Source organism: Acidobacteriota bacterium, from assembly GCA_016713675.1.
Classification (GTDB): domain Bacteria; phylum Acidobacteriota; class Blastocatellia; order Pyrinomonadales; family Pyrinomonadaceae; genus OLB17.
Genome location: JADJOS010000001.1, coordinates 1066741 through 1088296 on the forward strand (window position 1 = coordinate 1066741; position 21556 = coordinate 1088296).

Genomic DNA, 21556 nt, shown 5'->3' on the forward strand with positions numbered 1-21556 from the left:
ATAATCTTGGCGTCTCAACCAATATGCTAAAGATCTCTTCGCTAAAAAAACTTGTTACAGACTCGATGGCGATCGATCTCGGGACTGCGAGTACGATCATCGCCGTCAAAGGCCGCGGTGTCGTCCTTGATGAGCCGTCGCTTGTCGCGATCAATGAGATGAACGAAGAGATCGTAGCCTTTGGCCACGAGGCGTTCGACATGACGGGACGCGAGGGTCGCGACGTCGTGGTTCGCGCACCGCTCAGCGGCGGTGTCGTCGGTGATTTTGAACGGACAAAGAAGATGCTCCAGCACTTTGTCAAAAAGGCACGCTCCGGAGGTTCTAATATATCGGTGCATGCCGTGATGAGCATGGTGTCGGACGTAACGCATGTCGAGCAGCGTGCACTCGTCAACGCCGCAGATTCGGCCGGCATCGGCAAAGTTTATATGATGGAAGAGGGCCTCGCTGCAGCATTTGGTGCCGGTGTTCTGTCCACGGACCGACGAGCATCGGCTATTGTCGATATCGGTGCCGGCACGACGAACATCGCGATTGTTGCCAAAGGTTCGATAGTCCATTCGACCTCAGACCGCAACGGAAGTAACGCTATCAACGAAAGCCTCGCTACGCACGTCAGACGCCACCGCGGTCTGCAGGTCGGCGAAGAAACGACTGAATTTCTCAAAACCAAATTTTCGTCGACCTTTTTGCCTGATGACCTTTCAAAATCGATCGAGATCCGCGGCCGCGATGTGCAGACCGGCGGGCCCGGAGCAGTCGAGATCACGGCAGGAGAGGTTTATCCGATCGTCGAGGCCGTAGTTCGCAAGATTGCACTTCGTGTGAAAGACACTTTGACCGAGCTCCGGCCCGAAGTGGCGGCTGACATCTACGACCGCGGGGTTATCTTGACGGGCGGTGGTGCACTGCTCGAAGGCATCGATCAATATCTTCGCGAATTCATTAAACTGCCCGTGACCATCGCCGAGGAGCCGCGTTATGCAACGGTCAACGGCCTGCTCAAGATGTTCGACGACCAGGACCTCCTTGAACGGGTTGCCATCAATGAACTTAGGGTTCTCCAAAGTGCCGAGATACCATTCGAGGTTTAGATCATTAATCGATATATTTCAGCTTTGCGATCTTCCCAAATTCGTTTCGACAGTGATTTTGCTCCTCCTCGGATAGCAGGAAATATCTACTTCTCAGGCGTTTCACAAATACTAAACGACCGAACGGTTCTGTGTTATTCTATGAGGCGATCAACGCTCTAAACTGAGTGGTTCCGGTGGCTTTTTAGATGCAATTCTCTGACTACATTCCGACGATCGCAACTCTGAGAAATGTCCTCGACATTGTTCTCGTGTTTGCCATCGTGTATGTCGTCCTCAAACTGCTTCGTGGAACACGTGCGGTGCCGACAGTGGTCGGTATGGTGATCTTGGCGCTGGTTTATTGGTTCGCCGTTGCACAGGATCTTTCGACGCTCGAATTTGTCTTACGGTATGCGGTCGTCTATATCGGTATCGCGATCATCGTATTGTTCCAGTCCGAGATCCGGCAGGCGTTGATCTACTTTGCCAACCGTTTTCGATTTCCGATCTTGAAGCGCCAACGCGCTCAATTTGGAGGCAGCGTATACGACGAAATTGTCCTAGCTGTCACGACGCTTGCTTCCGAAAAAACCGGCGCTCTGATCGTCATCGAACGAAACATCGGATTGCGAAACTTCATCGACGCTGGAGTTCAGATCGATGCCCGGATCAGCTACGACCTGCTTGTGACGGTATTCAACCCGTCGACGCCGTTGCATGACGGAGCTGTAATTATTCAAAACGAAAGGCTTGCTGCCGCTTCCGTCTTTCTTCCGCTGACCAAAAACCCCGAAGTATCGAGGGAATTGGGAACCAGACATCGTGCTGCGATCGGCATAACAGAGGGCTCAGATGCCATTTCGATCGTCGTCTCCGAAGAAACCGGCCTGATCACATTTGTCGAAGCCGGCAACGTCCGCCGCAACCTCGATCCGACAGCCTTAAGAAAAGCTCTGCTCGAAGCAATGGATATCCCGCTAGTCGAAACCAGACGTGAAACAGCAAAGGCTTTGAAAGAGATAGAAACAGATATCACAGTAAGCTAGTGGAAGATTGAAAGTGGAAAATATAGATCGCAGAATGTTATCTTAGCTTTCCGTTTTCAACTTTTCGTTTTCAGTTCCAAATGATGTCCGATAAACCGAACAAGCAATTCGTCAGAAACATCATCCGCAAGATCTTTCTGGAGGACTGGGTGATGAAGCTGGTTGCTCTGGTGATCACGTTCGGGCTTTGGCTCGGAGTGACCGTGATCAGTAAGGGTAAGCAAACCAGTGACCGCTTCACGGTTCCTCTTAATTTTCGCCTTTTGGATAACGCAGAGGTGACAAATGCTCCTGTCCAGGAGGTTGAGATCCGCGTTAGAGGCGTCGACGAAAAGATCGAACAGATACGCCGAAACGACATGATCGCCTACGTTGATCTGACCGAACTCGCCCCCGGCGAGAGTGTTCTTACGCTGACGCCCGAAAGTGTTTCCGTTCCGCTGCCTGAGGGAGTAAAGGTCGTTGATCTGCAACCGAGCCGTATTGCTGTCACAATTGAGGCGATCGAAGAACGTGAAATATCAGTCAAGGCGGTGACAGATGGCACCCCGGAAACCGGATTTGAGGTTTATGGCGAACCGACAACATTGCCGCAAAAAGTGAAGGTCCGAGGGCCTGCGAGCCTCGTCGGCGCGATCGATCAGCTTCTGACCGACAAGATTCCCTTGAATGGCCGCCGCGAAGATTTCACCGCCAGGCAAATACCGGTAACGGTTGCGAACAACAAGATCACGATATATAACACGGTGGTCGATGTTTTCGTCCGCGTAGGCGAAAAGCGCATCGAGCGCACTATCTCTATCAATGTCGACGGCCGTAACGTCAATGCGACCCTCTATGGCCTGAAAACTGCCCTAGCGAAGATCAAGCCTGCCGACATCAGAGTTGTCATTACCAAAGACGAAAACGGCATAGATGTGCCCAAATTTGATCTCCCAAGCGAGATTGAGGTCAGAGATCCGAGGATCAGATAGAGAACTTGGCGGCAAATTCGTCTGATTTTTTACTACTGTCGAGGCCATTTGTACGGTTTCGGTTCGAACCCACGGATCCTGAAAAACACCGATCGTTTGCCGGTGCATGGGCCTTTTCGTCGCAGTTTTGGGGTCCTATCGCGTCAACGTTAGAATTAAAAGATCTACTGATATGAATCAAAGATTTCAAATTTTGTTTGTTTTAATTGTTGTCATTTTGTCTTGCATCTTTGCGCAGGCTCAGGTTCCGTTGGTAACCGCCGTCCAAATCCTCAAAGCCGAAGACGCACGGCGGTACGATAGTGTACTAGAGGGATTGTTGAAATCGCCGAATTTCGCGGTTCGCGAGCGTGCGGCATTGGCCGCGGGTCGGATCGGTGATAAACGTGCGGTGCCGGCTCTTGCGGCTTTGTTCGAAGACACTAAGAATCAGGGCCGTGTTTGGACGGCAGCGGTCTTTGCTCTGGGTGAGATCGAATCTGCCGACGGCGGCGAAGCTGTGCTTGATGTACTCAAGGCAGAGTCGGGCTATTCGAAAAGAGACAAAGACGTGCTGTCGCGAGCGGTCGAGGCGGCGGGAAAGATCGTTGCGGCGAATGCGAAAGACGCGAATTTGAATGATCTCAAGTCCGCGATAGTCCGCGTGATGGATGACGAGCTAAAAAGCGGTGTACCGATCAGCCAAGTAGTGGTATACGGATTGACCGCAATTCTGCGTACGCGGCCCGACGGGGGCGATGTCGTGGTTGCGAAATTCCTGGATAGTACCGATGCGCGTGTTCGTGGAGACGCCTTGAACACTCTGACGCGTTTGCGGTCTAAGCAGAGGCTCGACGTGATACGCGGCTTGCTGCGGCGTGATCCGGACGCTGTCGTTCGTGCGAACGCGGCTCGGGTCCTCGGTGCTGCGGAGGACAAAGAGGCGTTGCCGCTGTTGCTCGACTACGCTGTGAATGGCGATGATCTAAGAGTTCGTGTGGCCTGTATTCGGTCGCTGGCCGCAATTAAGGACGCGAGCGTTGCGGACAAGTTGATCGAACGCGGCAACGCGCTGCTAGAGCTGCGCGGAAGATCGAAATTTCGCAAACCGGTCGAGAACGGTGAACTTCTCGAGGTAATGGCGGCTCTCGGGCGTTTGCTGCAGGGTACCGAGAATACAAAGGCGATCACCTTTCTGCGACATTTTCGTGCCGTCGATGGCCTCGCATCGCCGGAGACCGAGATCGCGTTCGCACGCATCGCTCCAAAGGCTTATGTTGCGGAAGACGCTGAGCCCATTTTTACGTACACGGATCCGAACGCCGCCGCAGCGTACGGCCAGGGAATGGCCGAGATCGCTTCGTTAAAGAACGACGACCTGAACGCACAGGCCGGAGAACAGCTGACTCGTTTTGTATCAGGAATGGCGACGGGCGTAAAAGCAAAAGATCAGGCAAAGATGCTGCGTGCAATGCCTGATCTGACGCGTTCATTAGCAGCACTGAAGCCGGACAACCTCAACCAGGTATTACGCGGCCAGTTGGCGAATGACGATGTTTTCATACGTGCCTCCGCCGCCGAGCTTTTGGGCGAACGCCCTCTAACGAAAGAGAATTTCGCAGCTCTGGAAAAAGCATTTACGGTCTCACTACTCAAGGACAAATATTACAACGACGCGATGCTCGCGATTCTGGACGCATTGGCAAAACTCGACAAAAAGGCGGCTACGGGTTCGCTGTTGATGGCCCTCAATTCTCGTGATTATTTGGTCCGCACAAAGGTTTTTGAACTCTTAGATGACAAAGAACTCGAGAAGACGTCGCCCGGCCTCCCGATGATGGTCAAGTTCGCTCGTGAAAAGAAACAGGATCAGGTTCAGCCATATGTGTCTGCGTTTGGAACAAAACAGGGGCAATTGCTCAATTCGGATCTCGATTATCGACGGGCCTTATCGCGGAAGAACGGTTCAGTCAAGGCCGTTTTGACGACCGAGAAGGGTGCATTCACGATCGTCTTCGTTCCGGAGGAAGCTCCGCTGACGGTGGACAATTGGGTCAAGCTAGCACGCAGCGGTTATTTTAATGGACTTGAGGTGCATCGCGTCGTGCCCAATTTTGTGATGCAAGACGGCGACCCTCGCGGCGACGGCAATGGCGGCCCGGGCTGGTCGATCCGCTGCGAAATAAATTGGCGAGGCTTTGACCGAGGCGTCGTCGGGATGGCTCTGTCAGGCAAAGACACGGGCGGCTCGCAATGGTTCGTCACGCACTCGCCGCAGCCTCACCTCGACGGCGGCTACACCGTCTTCGGCCGCGTCGATGAAACGGGAATGAAGGTCGTGGACAATATCGTACGCGGCGATAAGATCCTCAAAGTGACTGTTGTCGGACGATAAGGAAAGATAGCCACGAATTACACGAATGACACAAATAGGGGCTTTTTATGCGTGTAATTCGTGGCAAAAGACCCATTATGGCTGATATTCAGAAACAGATTGAGATCGAAAAAGGGCTGGATGATCTGTCGCGTTATCTCGACGGATTATTCAAGGTTCCGGGCACAGGCTGGCGGTTCGGCCTAGATGCTCTGATAGGTTTGATACCGAATGTCGGCGATACGCTGACGTTCCTACCTTCGCTGTATATCCTGTTTGCGGGCGTCCGCTACGGCGTGCCCAAGATCACACTCTTGCGGATGGCGTTCAACCTCGGGCTCGACTATATAGTCGGGTCTGTGCCGTTTGTCGGCGATGCTTTTGATTTTGTTTGGAAGGCGAACCAGCAGAACATGGACCTCATTCGCACCCGTGCCGCAGGACACGGTAAGGGAACTGCGAGCGACTATCTCTTTGTGATCGTCCTGATGTTTTTGCTCGGAGCATTGCTGGTCGGATCGATCTTTTCGAGCGTATTTCTTCTGTACTGGATCTTGTCGAGCCTATCGAACTCTTAGGATCTTACCCAAGGACAAATACAGATGGGCACGGAGATGGTCAAATGTTTGATCATCTCCGTGCCCATCTATCGCTGAATTTCCGCAGGACTGGCAATCTAACCGCACCCCGCTTTGCTGCTTAGGCAGCAGCGGCTTCGGCTGCAAACATTTTGTCGAGTGCTGTGGTGAGCACGCCGATGCCGAATTCGCCGGCGGCACGAGTTTTCAGTTTGCCGTCGGCGTCGAATAAATAATAGACAGGCACCCAGCCCTGTTCGTTTTGGAATGCATCCTTTAGTTTGTGTAAACTATCGACCGCTGTCGGTTCGGTGATCTGATGTTCGGTGATCGCTTCGTTTACCGTGTCGAGGTCGGTGTCGGCCTCGTATCGCGGCATGTGGATCGCGACGGTCTGCAAACCCTGTTCGCCGTATTTGGCCGTCAGCTCGCGAAGCTGCGGCATCTTTTCTTTGCAGATCCCGCACGAGACCGCCCAAAAATGGACGAGCGTCGGCTTTCCTTTGATTTGTTCAGTTGTATCGTCCTGCGAGCCGTTGAACCATGTGGTCGCTCCATCGAGCGGCGGCATCGCATCTCCAATTCTCATTGGCATAATATTCACCTCGTAAAAAAATTAACCGCAGATGCACACAAATGAACACAGATAAATGAAAATCAATTTGCGTCTATCTGCGTTCGTCTGCGGTTAATCTACTGTCAAACCTTTAGGTTTTCCTGGCCCGGTTTCCAATCGGCTGAACACAATCCGCCGGTCTGGAGGCCTTGCAGCACGCGAAGCGTTTCGTCGACCGAGCGTCCGATGTTCAGATCGTGAACGACGGCATATTGCAGGATGCCTTCGGGATTGATGATGTAAAGGCCGCGAAGAGCGATGTTGGCTTCCTCGACGAGGATGTTGTAAGCCCGGGCCAATTTGCCGCCGACGTCGGACGCAAGCGGATATTGCAGACCCTCGATGCCGTTCTTATCACGCGGCGTATTGATCCACGCACGGTGCGAGTGTACCGAGTCGGTCGAAATGCCGATAACCTCGGCCCCGACGCCATTGAGTTCTTCTAAACGATCCGAGAATGCTGTAAGCTCTGTCGGGCAGACAAACGTGAAATCGAGCGGATAGAATAACAGGACGAGCCATTTGCCCTTGTAATCAGAAAGCTTGACGTTCTCTTTCAAGGTCTCGATATTCTTGGTTGACGGCATATCGAAATTCGGTGCCGGTTGGCCGACCTTGGCCAATGTGACCGTCGGTTCGGTCGAGAATGCAGTTGCTGTAGCTGTTGACATGTTTATGTATAACTCCTTGGTTTATTTATTATCAATGCAATCAGGGCAAATGCCCCGTAAAGTAAACTCTATGAATTCGGGTTCGAAATTGGACATGGCGGCGGCCCGGACGACGAGATCAGCGGGATGCTCCATCTCGATATCGGCAAGCGTGCCGCATTTTGTGCAGATCGCGTGATCGTGCCGCGTGGTCATCCGGTCAAACCGGCTGGCACCGTTACCAAACTGTATCTCGGCAATGTGGCCTGCATCTTTTAGAAACCGCAGGCTGTTGTAAACCGTTGCGAAACTGATGCTAGGCAGCGTTGCTTTTGAATTAGTAAATACCTCGCTTGCGGTCAGATGTTCTCGCGATGCACGGATGACCGACAGCACAACTTCACGCTGCCGCGTCAATCCCAGATCTTGTATCTCAGTCGATTTCATAGCCCTCTGAGTTGGCTCGTAATAATATGCGAGCCAACTTGTTAGATTTAGAATAATTCTAATTTTATGAAATGTCAAACAAGATTGTGAATTTTTTCTCGAGGATGCTGGGGGCGATATTCTTGAGGTTCGCAGTCAGTCGGATTCGCCGGATGCAAAGTTCGAACAACTTCGATCTCATTTTGTCCGGGTCTCAGTACCTGCATTAAAGATGAGTTTACGTCGAGCCTGAACGATCAAGCCGGGGCGTTTTGACGTGACCTCGATATTTCGCGTCGCGATGCCGCGTGTTTCGATGACAGGATTTTTTGGCGTGTAAGTGACCACATAGCTCGAATCGATCATTCGGGCGACAAGTGACGCTTTTTCGACCATTTCGTCAGTCGATTCGGGCAGTACGAAGACGCCGTTGGTATTTTCGACGACCTTTTCCAGTTGTGCTTGGCTTGTCTCGAGGTCGGCTTTACGGGCCTTTATCTTTTTGAGCAGTGTGCGGTCGAGATTGATCGTTGGCCCTATCTTTGGCTGTTTGGCGGCTTCCTGCGGGCCGCCTTTCGGCAATTGGTCTTTGACCATGTCAGGCATCGCACTGCGAGGCGGCGTGTTTGAGATCATGCTCGTTCGCGGAGCAATGTCGACCGATTCCATTGATGTATAGCTGAGAACATGAACCGTAATATCGGTCGCGAGGAACTTTTGAAGTTCGATGCCGACCTGATCGATACTGACCGAGCTATCGGTGCCGTCAGTTATGAGAACAAGGTGTTTATTGTCGAGCGAATTTCGATCAAAAAGTTGAGCGGCGATCTTCAAAGCCGCCGCGAACGCCGACTTGCGGCCGAAGTTGGTGCGCTTTACTGCTTCGTTGATCGCGTTACGGTCGTTAGTCCATTCCGAGACGACCTCGGCCGTTTCGCTATACTGAATTAGAGCGATAGAATCTTCGGGCCTAAGCGATGCGATAACGCCGCGCGCAACCTTGCGAGTCCAGTCGAGTGTCTTGACGCTCCTCATCTCGCCGCCAGTATCCATTACGATAAGGATATTTGCCGGAACAAAACGAACGCTTGTCGGTTGATGGAGAATGTCGTCATCGGTGATAACGATGTCACGGGCCTCGACACCCGGGAAAAAATTGTCGCGCTCGTCAAACGCCAACACGTTAAGCTTGATCTCCTCTGTAACGACACGGATCGTGTCATCCGGCGTCGGCGTCGGTTGGACACGGCCGGATTGACCGCTCACTGAAACAACCAGACCAAAAAGCGTGGCAAGGACCAAAAAGACAAGTGTGTGGCGTTTTGAAAACATAAAACTCTTACGGGTAAGATGCCTCATATAGCGGCTAATTTGCTTTGATTAGACCAAAAGATCTGGAAAGCGTCGCAGGCCGCACTTACAATTTCGGGTTTTCTTCGACAAAATCAAGCAGATTAGAGACGTACGAAGCGAAATTGGGGCAGCTAATACCGTACGGTCTCAATAGTGTGTCGGCGACCGAGGTGCCGTACGTTTGGGAAATGAAAAAGTACGGTACGCCGACCTTTGGCAATCCTGTGATCGGCGGCGAGATCGGTGTGTTCAGAAACCACTCGGTAAGCTTTGCGGGCGGGGCGAACTCTGACTTTCGACCGGTCAGATCCTTGGCAATGACATCGAAAAGCCCGGCGGTCGTCAGGGGCGACGGGTCCGCGAGAGCAATGGTCTTTCCGGTCGCGGCCTTGTCACGTGCCAGAGCGGCGATAGCATCGACGACGAAATCGACTGGTACGAGATTGAGCCTGACGTTCTTATTGCCGACATTTACGACGCGAAGCAGCATCGGGGCCTTTCTGAGATATTGGATAAGGTAATAAATGCCGTCGTACTTTGCCGTCTCGCCAGTCTGCGAATCTCCTACGACTATTGATGGGCGAAAGATCGTTACGGGTAGATCGGATTTGAGTTTTTCGACTTCAATTTCGGCAAAATATTTGGTCTCCTCGTAATGATTGCGAAAACCGGCGTCGTGTTCAAGTTCGTCCTCTCGGATCTCCCCAATACGTTTTCCGGCTACGTAGCAGGTCGAGATATAGTTGTAACGACGTAGGTTCTTGAGCGTGCGAACAAAATTGTTGACGTTTTTCGTCCCCTCGAGATTGACGCTTGCGGCGATATTTTTGGGGACCGCGAGATCGTAAACCGCCGCGAGGTGAAAGACATCGGTAGTTTCGTAGGCGATGGTTTCGAGGTCTTCTTTGGCAATACCGAGGTTTGGTTTTGTGATGTCGCCCTCGACGATTACGTAGCTCTCGAGCGGCGTATTGGTAAAATCGGCGATCTCGGTGATCTCCGCCATCGCCTTTTCGACAAATTCGGTCTGAACCAGCAAAAAGAACTGAGTTTCGCTTTTGGCGAGGCGTTCGACCAGGCGGCCGGCGATAAATCCGGGAAAGCCGGTGATAAAAATGGACTCGCGAAAGATCATAAGGCTAAATTCATTCTAGCAAGTCTTGAGCGTTAATGTGGAAACAGCAGGCTAAGCATTTCGGTATCGGCCGAGCAGCTTTGTCAGATCATAAATGTCGGCATGAAAAGCGATCTGAAGACAGGTACGAATGCGTCGTTCACAGGCGATGATTAACCGACGCAGACAAAATTGCAAACGGCATTATCAGCAACTGTCTGAAACGAAAAATATCTGTGTCACCAATGGTCAAATTCCATGCAGCCAAACTCAATTTATGCGTCACCGGAGGTTGATTTTGTGTCACCGGAACCATTTTCCTGGTTACCAGTTGGCAAACCCAGATACCAAAGAGGCCGAGATGCGTCGCTGACTGACTGTTGCTTGTCTATTTGACGGATCGCCGGGGGCGACACACCCGACGGCCCGAGATCAAGTGAAACTCCGATATTATTTGTGTTTACATCACTTTGACCGATGTGATAGATTCCGAGGTAGAGCTGATTTGTATGAGAATTCAGGAAATGCGGTCAGGCCTCGAGCATCTGAAAAAGAGAACCGAGCCCGAATCAGAAGAAAACTTCTTCGACTTTCGGTTGTCGCTGGAACCGGATCTTTCATGGCCGGACCCGACGGTTGAGGCAAAAAGCGAGCTCGACGAGCCGTGCTGGTCGCTGGTTTCGTTCGAACAGATCGAAGCCGGAGGGTTGACCTATCGGCAGGCTGCCGAGCTTATGTGGTTGCTCGACTCGCATGGCATCACCGGCCTGTGCGTCATCACCGACGAAGCCGCCGCACGCATGAAACGTTAAAATTCCAGCACGACCTTTCCAAAACTCTCGTTGGACTTCAAATAATTATAAGCAGCAACAACGTCATTGACGGGATAGACACGGTCGACATTAGGCTCGACCGTGCCGGCGATGAGCATTGGTAAAACGTCGTCGACAAAGTAACTTGTGGCTTCAGCCTTTTCTTCGTTTGAGCGGCCGCGAAGCGTCGTGCCAATAATACTCGCACGTTTTTGAAGCGCGATCCCGAGGTTGAATTGAGCCATTCGACCCGAAGTGAGGCCGACAAGTATCAGGCGGCCTTTCATAGCTAAGCTGGCGAGATTTAGTTCAAAATACGCCCCACCGACGAGGTCGAGAATTACATCGACTCCGCGTCCGCCGGTTTTCTCAAGAACAGCTTCGGCAAATTTGGTTTCCGAAGTTGCGATGCCAAGATCGAGCCCGAACTCGGAACATCTCTCTAGCTTTTGAGCGGTTCGTGAGGTGCCGAGGACCGTTGCTCCTTTCGCCTTGGCGATTTGCAAACCGGCAAGTCCGACACCGGAACCGACGGCGTGAATAAGCAGAGTTTTGCCTTCACTGAGGCCGCCGAGAGTGAAGACCGCGTCGTGCGCGGTGATGAACGCCTCGGGCACTGCGGCAGCGTGGATGAAACTCAGGTTCTCCGGAATTTGAGCTAACAGAGCCTCGTCGATGAGCAAAAGCTCAGCCTGCGATTCTCCGGCAACGATGCCAAAAACTCGGTCACCCGCTTTCCATTTGCAAACGTGATTTCCGACTTCAACAACCTCGCCGGCGAATTCAAGGCCTGGAATATTATTCGAATATCCGGCTGGCGGCGGGTACAACCCAGCGACTTGGAGCAGATCGGCTCGATTGAGGCCGGCGGTCTTCACGCGGACAAGAACCTGCGTGTTTTGGGGGGTTGCCGGATCGGGGATCTCACGGATCTCGAGGTTTTCGGGAGTTCCAAATTCGGTGATATATACGGCTTGCATTATTTAATCTTAGCTTCGATATCATTTGCTTTAAGTGAGTTGCCCGTTGCACGTTCTAGTTCGGCAATGGCTTTGTTAAGCTCGGTGCGGGCGCGAAGCTCGTTACTGCGTGCGGCGGCGAGGGCGGTTTGTCGTTCGAGCACTTTGTAAATATCTGATTGGCCTTCGTCGAGCTTTCGCTGCTCCGATTCATATTGTTTTGCCGTGTTCTCACGAGCGATCGCGGCTGCTCGTAGGCGGCCTTCCGAAGTGCGGACCGATTGGAGCGCATTTCGAACTTCGACCTGGATGCCTTGTTCGATCTGTTCCCGCTGCGTGTTAATGCGTTCCGCCTCGACTTTTGCTCGCCCAAGTTGGGCATTCGCGGTCTTATCGCCGAAAAGAGGAATGTTGAAATTGATGCCGAACCGCAGAACCGGATATCTGTTAGCAAAAACACCGCGAAATGGGCTGCCCGTGAGCAAAGCAAGATTCTCTTGCTGCTGAGCACAGCCAACAGGGTCGGGCGGCACTGTCGTACACGGCCCTGGAAACGTGGGATTAAAGCCCGGATTTTGGCTGCCGCCGACGCCGGCCGATGTATAACCGGCGGTGAAGTCGATCTGGGGTTTTTTCTGATCTCGATAGAGTCGTTGGTCGAGCAGATTGATATCTTTCTGGACCTTATTGATCTCCATCTCGGGCCTGTTTCCGAGCGCAAGGTCCATTGCCTCGGGCAGTGTGGTCCTTGGTATCTCTTTTTCGACGCTTTCGACCGGGGTCAAGGCCTGCCGCCATATCGAATTATTGCGGTTTGGTGAGATCAGGCTTTTGACGACATTTTCGGTCGTGTTCACAATGTTTAACGCGTCATAAACAGCTTGTTCAAAATTAGCGACCTGCGTTTCGGCGGCAACTATGTCGATCGGAGCAAGTTGGCCCTCCTCGACGAGGCGGCGGTTATGTTCGAGCTGAGACTTGGCGTCGCGAACGCCGTCACGTTGCACCTGTAAGTTTCGGAGCGCGTAGGCAAGATCCCAATACGCTTTCTCAACCGCCGCAACAACCTCGATCGAACGCTGGCGAAACTGCGTATCGGTCAGTTCAATATTGCGTTTGGCGATTTCGATAGTTCGGCGTCCAGCGTCGAATTTCCGTCCTCTGAACAAAGGCTGAGTAAGCGAAAATCCAAGACTCGAATTATATTGCGGGCTCAGGATGCTGATCGGATTATCCGTGGTCACGCGGGAATTGTTAAATGTTCCCGCCAGGACCGTACCAAATCGCGGAAGGTATCCCTGCACCGTCGCGTTGGCGATGAATGAACCCTGCGTGGTCTTCTGATTATTGCTGAAAATACTGACGTTCGGCGTCGTCGCCCGTTCGTAGTACGACTGGCCCGAAAGCCTCGGCTGAAAGATTCCGCCGGTGCTGCGAAGGTCCCATTCGGCGATCGCCGATGATTTGCGAGCGACTTCGATATCGCGGTTGTTTTCGAGTGCGAGCTCGATCGCTTCGCGCAATGTGAGCGGTTTTTGGTCCGTCATATCGACGCCAACGCGGCCAAGATCCGGAAGCGAACGATCATCCGAACTGTATTTTGCAGCGACCTCGGGAACTCCTAAGATATTTTCCGGCGCGACATTTTGGACGTCGCTCACGGCAGGCGTCGGCGTCGGGCTCTGAGCCAGAGCCTCGCTGCCGGCTGCAATCAGCAATGCCAATATGATTAAGTATAAATGCCGTTTCATAAAAATTACTGCTTCGAAAGCAGCGAGCTCGCGGCGGTCGAGAATTTGCGTTTTGCCCCACCGAATATCCAGGTCGCGAACCGGTTCACGTACCGGAAAAGCCGCATCTCAGCAAGATCGTCAAAGATCGAATAAAACACTGGTACCGCCAGCAAAGTGAGCAGCAGACAAAGTGACTGCCCGCCGACGACAAGCACGCCGATCGAGCGATTAGTGCCGGAGCCTGCACCGGTCGAGACTACTAGCGGGATCATCCCGGCAACCAGCGCAATGGTTGTCATCAGGATCGGACGGAGACGATCGCGATTTGCCTGAATGATAGCTTCGTAACGGTTCATTCCTTTCGAACGAAGGCCATTCGTGTGGTCGATCTGCAAGATCGCGTTCTTTTTAACTACGCCGAAGAGCAGTAGCAGTCCGAGGCCGGAAAAGATGTTTACCGTCTGCCCGGCGACGAGCAGGCTAAAAATGCCGAATGGTACCGAGAGCGGCAGAGTCAGCAAGATTGTGACCGGGTGGATGAACGACTCGAACTGAGCCGCCAGCACGATGTACATAAAAATGAATGACAACGCGAAGGCTAGCAGGAAGTAAAAACCCGCTTTGCCCATTTCCTTAGACTGGCCAACATAGCCGGTCCGATAGCCTTTCGGCAGATTGAGCTCTTTTATGTAGCTGTCGATCGCCGAGGTAATACTCGCAGCCGAACCACCTGGTCTTGTGTTCGCGAGCAGAGTGACCTGACGCTGTCGATTTGTCCGATCTACCGAACTCGGCCCCGTACCGGGTTTTGGCTTCACTACGCGGTCGAGCGTGACCCAACCGACCTTTGCCGACGGTACGATCATTCGGCTCAGCCCTTCGGTATCTGATCGGAACGAATTTATCGCCCGTACTCGCACCTCGTATTGATCAGTACCGGCGTTGAATGTGGTCGCCTGTTGTCCGGCAACAAGCGTATTCAGTGCTTGCGAGATATCGCCCACCCGAACACCCAGATCCGCGGCCGTATCGCGATCGATCTCGAGCTGAACCTCGGGCTTGCCGCTCACGAGCGTTGAGTCGACGTCGACAGCATCCGGGATCGACTTCATCTTCTCCATGATCTTTGTCGAATACTCTTCGAGCTTTTTGAGATCGGGGCCGGCTATCAGGAACTGAACGTTCGCACTGCGAAATCCCCCGCCTGAGAATGCCTGCACGGGCTGAACGCCGGTTCGGAGATCGGCCGGAAAATTCTTGAGCAGATCTCGCGTGGCGGCCATGAGATCTTCCTGCGATTTTGTGCGGGCTTTGATATCGCTTAACTTAACGTAGATCGAGCCCGAGTTAACGACCTGAGCCTGCCCTCCGCCGACGGTTGATAGCGTATCGGTAACGCCCGGCATTTTACGGATCTCGGAAGCGATGCGTTCGAAGATCTGCGACGTTGCACTTATACTCGAACCCTCGGGGGCGCGCACCGTGACCTCAAATTGCGACTGGTCGTCTACCGGTAAAAAGTTCTTACCGACATATGTGAATAACGGAACGATGCTCAAGAACACGAGGATGCAGAGCGTCACGATAACCCAGCGATGACCCATCGAAAATCGAAGCAAATAGGTGTAAAAACGATCTACAGCACGGAACCAACCGGTGTAATGGCTGTCGGATTCGCTCTTTGGTTCGAGCATTCCGTCGCCTTTATTTCTTCGATTTCCTTAGCTTTCTTCTCTTTCTTATGTTTGATCAAGCGAGCCGCTAGCATTGGCGTGAGCGTAAATGACACGATCAACGAGACCAAAACCGCAAACGATGCCGTCAAACCAAAACTCGACATAAAGCGGCCGACTATGCCCTGCATAAATCCGATCGGCACAAAAACTGCCATCAGCGAAAGCGTCGTTGCTAGTACCGCCATACCGATCTCACGTGTGCCCTCGATCGCCGCTTGGAATGGGTTCATGCCCTTTTCTTCGACAAAGCGATATATGTTCTCAAGCACAACGATCGCGTCATCGATGACGATACCGACCATCAGCGTAAGCGAAAGCATCGTGATCGAATTGAGTGTGTAGCCCATCGCGTACATCAATCCGAAAGTCGAAATGATGGAAGTAGGGATCGCAAGTGCGGCAATAAAGGTCGTTCGGAAACTCCATAGAAAGAAGAAGACCACGATCGCCGCGAGGATCGATCCGACCACAAGGTGCTCTTCGATCGCATGGAGCGAGTTTTCGATAAACACGGAGTTGTCACCGATGATCCTCATTTGGAAGCCCGGCGGCAGTGTAGGTTCGATCTCTTTGAGGCGCTCTTTTATCTCATGGGCAACTGCAACGGTGTTCTGGCCCGACTGCTTTGCGACGATGAGTGTTACGGCCGGCGATCCGTTGAGGCGGGCCTCGGACCGAACTTCTTCGGCGCCGTCTTCGACGTAGCCGATATCCTTGACCTTAACCTGATAAGTGCCGCGAGTGGCCACAACGATGTTGTTAAATTCCTCTGGCTTCTGGATCTTTCCGACTGTGCGGACGCTCGTTTCCTTTTGCCCCTCGTCCAGCCGCCCCGAAGGGAACTCCATGTTCTGAATCTTTAAGGCACCCGAAACTTCGGCCGGAGTTACGTTGTACGAACGCATTTTGTCAGGATCTACCCAGACATTGATCTGCCGTTCGGCTCCACCAATGATGGTGATCTGGCCAACTCCGTTGATCGATTCGATGCGTTCCTTGATCTGGTTCTTGGCGACCTCTGTCACATCACGAAGTGATTTCGGGGCGGAAACTGAAATGCGCAGAACAGGTGCGGCGTCTGTGTCGAGCTTTTGTACTGTCGGCTGTTCGGCGGTCTCCGGCAAGTTTGGAATCACCGTTTGGACGCGATTCTCAACCTCCTGAGCTGCAACGTTCACGTCCTTTTCAAGAACAAACTGGACGAATACCTGTGTGATGCCTTCGACCGAGCTGGAGCGGAGTTCGTCGATACCGGAAATTGTGTTGACTGCCTCTTCAATCTTTTCTGTGACCTCGGTCTCCATTTCCTGGGGCGAAGCACCGGGATTGATCACCGTGATGGTAATTGTCGGGAAGTCGATCTTCGGAAATAGATCCACGCCGAGGCTCAAAAACGAAAATGCACCGACAACCACGAGCGACAGGATCAACATCGTGGCAAAAACCGGACGCTTTACACAAACTTCAGCAAGCCATTGCATACATCATTACCCCTAGTTCATTTGCCTGACGAGCACGCCGTCGTACAGTGTGTTGACATTACTTGTGGCCACTACGTCGCCCTCGGCGATGCCGGTTTTGATCTGGATCATACCGTTTTCTAGCAATCCGGTTTGGACCAGAACTTCACGTGCGGCACCGTCTTTCACTATGTAGACCTTGTTGATATCGCCTTCGGCTTTAACAGCCGTCACAGGGACCATAATGGCCGGTTCGGGCTTTGACTGAGTTATCCGGACGGTCGCGAACTGTCCCGGCTTGAGTAGACCTTCGCCGTTATCGACCTCTGCCTCGACAACGAGAGTACGGGCGGTCACGTTTACATTCGGTAGAATTCGGACGACAGTTCCGGCAAAATTTCGATCTGGATATGCACTGGTTTGAAGTGAGATGCCTTGGCCGACGGCGACCCTGCCGATCGATTGTTCGGGAACATCGATACGCATACGCAGACTCGATGTCCGAACGATAGTACCGATCTTTGTATTTGGAGCCTGTGGCGAAAGGTATTCGCCGGGATCGGCGGTTCGCTCAGAAACATAGCCGCTGATCGGTGCGTAGATCGCGGTGTCGCTGACGGCTTTGCGGGCCTGTTCGACCTGAGTTTGAGCCGTGGCGACCGCCGATTTTGCGGCGGCGACCTGGGCTTCTGCCGAATTGATCGCTCTAACTGCGACTGCCGCGTTCGATCGGGCTTCGTCGAGTTGGCCAAGCAGCGAATCGCGGGTCGCACGACGTTGATCGAGTATCGATTTGGAAACATCGCCGGTATCGAACAGACGCTGGGTACGGGCTAGTTCCTTTTCCGCCAGTGTTAGGTTCGCGTTGACCGATTTGACCTGCGAAAAGGTCTCTATATTGAACGATTGTCCATCCTTGAGCCCAAGTCTGATCTGTGCTTGCCTAAGTGCCGCGATGGCCGTATCTACCGCACGACGCTGCTGAACGACCTGTGCCTCGGCCTGTTCAAGCCTGATCTGAGCGTCACGCGGGTCTAGTTTGACCATTATGCTGCCCTTGGTGACGTAGCTGCCGACATCAAAATTGACTTCGAGAACCTTGCCCGCCACGACAGGGGCGACATCCGTCTGAGCGTCGCTCGCCAAATTGCCGGTCGCCTCAAAATAGGTCGGGATCGGCCGGCTGACAGCCTGTGTGGTCGTCACATCGACGGTAGTTGGCTGGTTGCTCGCGTTCGCATTCGTATTCGCCGTTTTCGATCCGCAACCGGCTGCGGTCAGGACCGCCGTCAGGACCGAGATGGCCAAGGTTGTACTTGCTTTCTTAACTCTCATGATAATTGTCGTTTTAGCTAAACTTACGACCTGATCCCGCGGAGCAGGATCTCTGCAAAATTCCTCGCGGCATCTTCGTTCGAGATATCTAGGATCACACGCTTCTTATCCCACAAAATGTTGTTCAGTGAATGGTGTATCAACATTCCGAGGAATGCCCGGACGGCGATCCTCGGGTTCATTTCACGAAAGGCACCGTCACGCTGACGTTCTTCGATATAGCTGCCGATGAACTGGTAGATCTTTTCGATGAACTCGTGAAAGAACCGCTCGGCCAGCTCGTGTTCCTCGAGCGCCGAATAGAACAAGAGCCGCATAAAGCCCTCGTCAGCCTGGTGTTTTTTCAATGCGTCAAACGCAATGTTATAAAATACGGCAAAGTCGTCTTTTTGTTCGATCGCGGCCTTAAGAACTTCGTTCTCTTCCCAGGGAAAGCGGTGAACACCGTCCTGACAGCCCTTTGTATCGAGGATCGCACCGTAAAGGGCGTCCTTGTTCTCAAAATGGCGAAATACCATCGCCTCCGAAACACCAGCCACACGTGCGATCTCTTTGGTCGTCGTGCCCTTAAAACCTCGCTGCGAAAACAGGTTGACAGCCGTCTGTAAGATCTGCTCGCGTCGTTCGTCGCCTTTCATTCGGCCAACGTGGTCACATTTGAAAAAATCTTTGATCAAATTTATACTCTCTACTTAAGTAAGTAAGCACTTACTAATTTCGTAAGATTCTCATTTTGGGATTCAGCTTGTCAAGATAAAATCGTGATAAGAATCACAAGCGTGCGAATTTGCGAACAAAGAAGGCGTCAAATTCGTTACAACCAATAGCGAAACAGCCTCATCTGAAATGTCGCTTTAATTGATATCAATACTCGGAGGTAGGATTTAATATGTCGGAATTTGAAGCAGAAGTTAAAAAAGCAGAACAGGAATTGGAACAGAGCCTCGTGCCGGTCGGCGGCACAGGTGACGACAAGAGCGGTTTTATCGACGACGAATTTTTAGGAGATCTAAAGATGCAGGCACAGGAATACGGACAGAAAATTCAGGACGCGGCGTCGAAGGCAAAGGATTTTGCCAGCGACAAGTTTTCGGCAGCCGGCGATAAGTTCAAAGAGATCTCGGCGAAGGATCCGAAAGAGTTGATCGAGGACGCAAAGGAATTTGCCCGCCAAAAACCGGGACAAACGATCCTCATTTCAGCCGCAGTCGGCGTAGTGCTCGGATTGCTGCTCCGCGGCGGACGAAAATCGTAAGATCGATCATTTGAAGTTAATAGGGCCGCATCTCGACGAGATGCGGCCTTTTTCATTTGGCAATCACTCCGGCCTTCCGTGTTGATAGGTGTCAGTAAAATATGCAATCTTTGCTTCGTATAATATTCTTATTGAAACCCTGCGAAAGAGACAGGCAGGCAATTTGAGATCAAATGAAAAAACTAATCGAGTGCGTTCCAAATTTTAGCGAAGGGCGCGATATCACGGTGATCACGCAGATCACCGATGTGGTCGAAAAGATCGATGGCGTTAAGCTGCTGGACGTAGATCCGGGCTACTCGACGAACCGGACGGTCGTGACGTTCGTCGGGACGCCGGACGAGGTCGCCGAGGCGGCTTTTCAGGCTGTCAAAAAGGCTCAGGAACTGATCGACATGCGGCGGCACAAGGGCGATCATCCGAGGTTTGGTGCGACAGATGTGCTGCCGCTGATTCCGATCTCGGGCGTGACAATGGAGGAGACCGCCGAACTCGCTCGTAAATTAGGCGAGCGGATCGGCACCGAACTCGGCTTTCCGGTCTATGCGTATGAGAATGCCGCGACCGAAGAGAAACGCCGGAACCTCGCAAATTGCCGTGAGGGCGAGTATGAAGGGCTAAGGGACAAGATCGCGTCCGCAGAGTGGAAGCCGGATTTTGGGCCGACGGAATTTAATGAGTCGGTCGCGCGATCAGGTGCGGTGGCGGTAGGGGCGAGAGATTTTCTGATCGCGGTCAATTTTAATCTCAACACGACCTCGACTCGCCGAGCGAATGCGATCGCTTTTGACGTTCGTGAGAAAGGCCGCACTTTGCGCGAGGGAAATCCGATCACCGGCAAGATCGTCAAGGATGAGAACGGCGAACCCGTGATGATCCCCGGAACGCTCAAAGGAACCAAAGCGATCGGCTGGTATATCGCGGAATACGGCATCGCACAGGTTTCGATGAATATCACGAATCTGAGCGAGACGCCGCTGCACGTGGCGTTTGACGAGGTGAGCGAAAAGGCACGGCAACGCGGGCTGCGAGTGACGGGGCTCGAGATCGTCGGGCTTGTACCGAAAAAGGCGATCATCGACGCCGGTAAGTATTATCTGACCAAACAGGGCCGCTCGCTCGGCGTGACCGAGGCTGAGATCATCAAGATCGCTATTAAATCGATGGGCCTCGACGACCTCAAGCCGTTCGATCCGCAGGAGAAGATCATCGAATACAACATTGCGGCCGAGTACAAGACGGACAGCCTCGTCGATATGACGTGCCGTGCATTTGCCGACGAAACGGCGTCCGAATCGCCGGCTCCAGGGGGCGGTTCGATCGCGGCATACATGGGAGCTCTCGGCGCGGCCCTCGCGACGATGGTCGCGAACCTCTCGTCGCACAAAGCCGGTTGGGACGACCGCTGGCAGGAGTTTTCAGATTGGGCCGTTAAAGGGCAGCAGATCAAAGACGAACTCTTGTCGTTGGTCGATGAGGACACCAACGCGTTTAACAAGGTGATGGACGCATTCGGCCTGCCGAAGACGACCGACGAGGAAATGGCGGCCCGAACGGCGGCTATTCAATCGGCGACGAGATACGCGACCGAGATACCATTTCGGACGATGGAACGGACATTTGACGCGTTTGAGATCATCAAGGAGATGGCGGAGCACGGCAATCCGAACTCGGCTTCGGACGCCGGAGTCGGTGCGTTGTGTGCCCGTGCGGCTGTGATGGGTGCTTATCTAAACGTCAAGACCAACGCGGCCGGCCTGAAGGATCGCGAGTTTGCCGATGACCTGGTCGCCCGCGGTGCGGAGATCGAACGGCGAGCGAACGAACTTGAAGCCGAGATCATGGCGATCGTTAACTCGAAGTTCTGACACCGTTAGATCTTTGCTCGTTCGTACTGTGCAAATAGCCGTGTGATCTCGGCGTTTAGTTTAGCTTTTGCGGCGAGGTCGGTGGTGCGGTCGCGCTGTTTTACGAGTTCTTCGATCTGAGCAGCGATGATCTCGAGTTTGGTCTCAGGTTTCTTGGGTTTCGGGACGTTGTATTTATTGTCCATGGCTGGCAGTGGTCAGTGTTTAGT

Annotated in this window: 20 protein-coding genes; 8 read left to right on the forward strand and 12 right to left on the reverse strand. The window is 52.8% G+C overall.

Annotated features, from left to right (window positions below; genetic code table 11):
* The first annotated feature begins 23 nt into the window (after nucleotides 1-23).
* The 5 genes from IPK01_04805 (at nucleotide 24) to IPK01_04825 (ending at nucleotide 6030) form a co-directional block, all read left to right on the forward strand.
* A complete protein-coding gene (locus IPK01_04805) occupies nucleotides 24-1097 on the forward strand; it encodes a rod shape-determining protein (GenBank protein ID MBK7932813.1) in 1074 nt (357 codons plus the stop codon).
* Nucleotides 1098-1285: 188 nt separating this feature from the next.
* Entirely contained in the window at nucleotides 1286-2125 is an 840-nt protein-coding gene (locus IPK01_04810; GenBank protein MBK7932814.1) for a TIGR00159 family protein, read from the forward strand.
* Between the two features lie 80 nt (nucleotides 2126-2205).
* On the forward strand, nucleotides 2206-3099 hold the full coding sequence (locus IPK01_04815; GenBank protein MBK7932815.1) for a hypothetical protein: 894 nt from the start codon (nucleotides 2206-2208) through the stop codon (nucleotides 3097-3099).
* 319 nt (nucleotides 3100-3418) lie between these two features.
* A complete protein-coding gene (locus IPK01_04820; protein ID MBK7932816.1) occupies nucleotides 3419-5473 on the forward strand; it encodes a peptidylprolyl isomerase in 2055 nt (684 codons plus the stop codon).
* 77 nt (nucleotides 5474-5550) lie between these two features.
* On the forward strand, nucleotides 5551-6030 hold the full coding sequence (locus IPK01_04825) for a DUF4112 domain-containing protein (GenBank protein MBK7932817.1): 480 nt from the start codon (nucleotides 5551-5553) through the stop codon (nucleotides 6028-6030).
* Nucleotides 6031-6151: 121 nt separating this feature from the next.
* Here IPK01_04825 and IPK01_04830 read toward each other — a convergent pair whose 3' ends face one another.
* The 5 genes from IPK01_04830 to IPK01_04850 all read right to left on the reverse strand — a co-directional run bounded on the left by IPK01_04830 (nucleotide 6152) and on the right by IPK01_04850 (nucleotide 10210).
* The gene (locus tag IPK01_04830; GenBank protein ID MBK7932818.1) at nucleotides 6152-6619 is read right to left on the reverse strand and encodes a redoxin family protein; all 468 of its coding nucleotides are present in this window, start codon (nucleotides 6617-6619) and stop codon (nucleotides 6152-6154) included.
* 110 nt (nucleotides 6620-6729) lie between these two features.
* Nucleotides 6730-7317, reverse strand: coding sequence for a peroxiredoxin (locus IPK01_04835; protein ID MBK7932819.1), 588 nt, complete (start codon nucleotides 7315-7317; stop codon nucleotides 6730-6732).
* Between the two features lie 21 nt (nucleotides 7318-7338).
* Nucleotides 7339-7743, reverse strand: coding sequence for a transcriptional repressor (locus IPK01_04840; GenBank protein ID MBK7932820.1), 405 nt, complete (start codon nucleotides 7741-7743; stop codon nucleotides 7339-7341).
* Between the two features lie 177 nt (nucleotides 7744-7920).
* Complete coding sequence (locus IPK01_04845; protein ID MBK7932821.1) at nucleotides 7921-9081, reverse strand: VWA domain-containing protein; 1161 nt, start codon at nucleotides 9079-9081, stop codon at nucleotides 7921-7923.
* 58 nt (nucleotides 9082-9139) lie between these two features.
* Nucleotides 9140-10210, reverse strand: coding sequence for an SDR family oxidoreductase (locus tag IPK01_04850; protein MBK7932822.1), 1071 nt, complete (start codon nucleotides 10208-10210; stop codon nucleotides 9140-9142).
* Between the two features lie 488 nt (nucleotides 10211-10698).
* On the opposite strand from IPK01_04850, the gene IPK01_04855 reads away from it, so the two are divergent.
* Nucleotides 10699-11001 (forward strand): hypothetical protein, encoded by a 303-nt coding sequence (locus IPK01_04855; GenBank protein MBK7932823.1) that lies wholly within the window; start codon nucleotides 10699-10701, stop codon nucleotides 10999-11001.
* On the opposite strand, the gene IPK01_04860 is transcribed toward IPK01_04855, so the two are convergent.
* From IPK01_04860 to IPK01_04885, 6 genes are read right to left on the reverse strand one after another with little or no spacing between them, the layout of a single operon-like run.
* A complete protein-coding gene (locus tag IPK01_04860; protein MBK7932824.1) occupies nucleotides 10998-11981 on the reverse strand; it encodes an NAD(P)H-quinone oxidoreductase in 984 nt (327 codons plus the stop codon). The genes IPK01_04855 and IPK01_04860 overlap by 4 nt on opposite strands.
* A complete protein-coding gene (locus IPK01_04865) occupies nucleotides 11981-13684 on the reverse strand; it encodes a TolC family protein (protein ID MBK7932825.1) in 1704 nt (567 codons plus the stop codon). The genes IPK01_04860 and IPK01_04865 overlap by 1 nt, the downstream gene beginning before the upstream one ends.
* 32 nt (nucleotides 13685-13716) lie before the next feature.
* Nucleotides 13717-15387 (reverse strand): efflux RND transporter permease subunit, encoded by a 1671-nt coding sequence (locus IPK01_04870; protein ID MBK7932826.1) that lies wholly within the window; start codon nucleotides 15385-15387, stop codon nucleotides 13717-13719.
* Nucleotides 15330-16910: an efflux RND transporter permease subunit gene (locus IPK01_04875; GenBank protein ID MBK7932827.1), complete on the reverse strand. Its 1581-nt coding sequence runs from the start codon at nucleotides 16908-16910 to the stop codon at nucleotides 15330-15332. The genes IPK01_04870 and IPK01_04875 overlap by 58 nt, the downstream gene beginning before the upstream one ends.
* Before the next feature lie 12 nt (nucleotides 16911-16922).
* The gene (locus tag IPK01_04880) at nucleotides 16923-18224 is read right to left on the reverse strand and encodes an efflux RND transporter periplasmic adaptor subunit (GenBank protein MBK7932828.1); all 1302 of its coding nucleotides are present in this window, start codon (nucleotides 18222-18224) and stop codon (nucleotides 16923-16925) included.
* Nucleotides 18225-18247: 23 nt separating this feature from the next.
* Nucleotides 18248-18901: a TetR/AcrR family transcriptional regulator gene (locus IPK01_04885; GenBank protein MBK7932829.1), complete on the reverse strand. Its 654-nt coding sequence runs from the start codon at nucleotides 18899-18901 to the stop codon at nucleotides 18248-18250.
* A 212-nt stretch (nucleotides 18902-19113) separates the two neighbouring features.
* Here IPK01_04885 and IPK01_04890 point away from each other — a divergent pair, with 212 nt between their 5' ends.
* Both IPK01_04890 and ftcD read left to right on the forward strand, forming a co-directional pair.
* On the forward strand, nucleotides 19114-19479 hold the full coding sequence (locus tag IPK01_04890) for a hypothetical protein (GenBank protein MBK7932830.1): 366 nt from the start codon (nucleotides 19114-19116) through the stop codon (nucleotides 19477-19479).
* Nucleotides 19480-19652: 173 nt separating this feature from the next.
* Complete coding sequence (gene ftcD / locus IPK01_04895; GenBank protein ID MBK7932831.1) at nucleotides 19653-21347, forward strand: glutamate formimidoyltransferase; 1695 nt, start codon at nucleotides 19653-19655, stop codon at nucleotides 21345-21347.
* Between the two features lie 5 nt (nucleotides 21348-21352).
* Here the strand turns inward: ftcD and IPK01_04900 are convergent, their stop codons facing one another.
* Nucleotides 21353-21532 (reverse strand): hypothetical protein, encoded by a 180-nt coding sequence (locus IPK01_04900; GenBank protein MBK7932832.1) that lies wholly within the window; start codon nucleotides 21530-21532, stop codon nucleotides 21353-21355.
* Nucleotides 21533-21556: the final 24 nt, after the last annotated feature.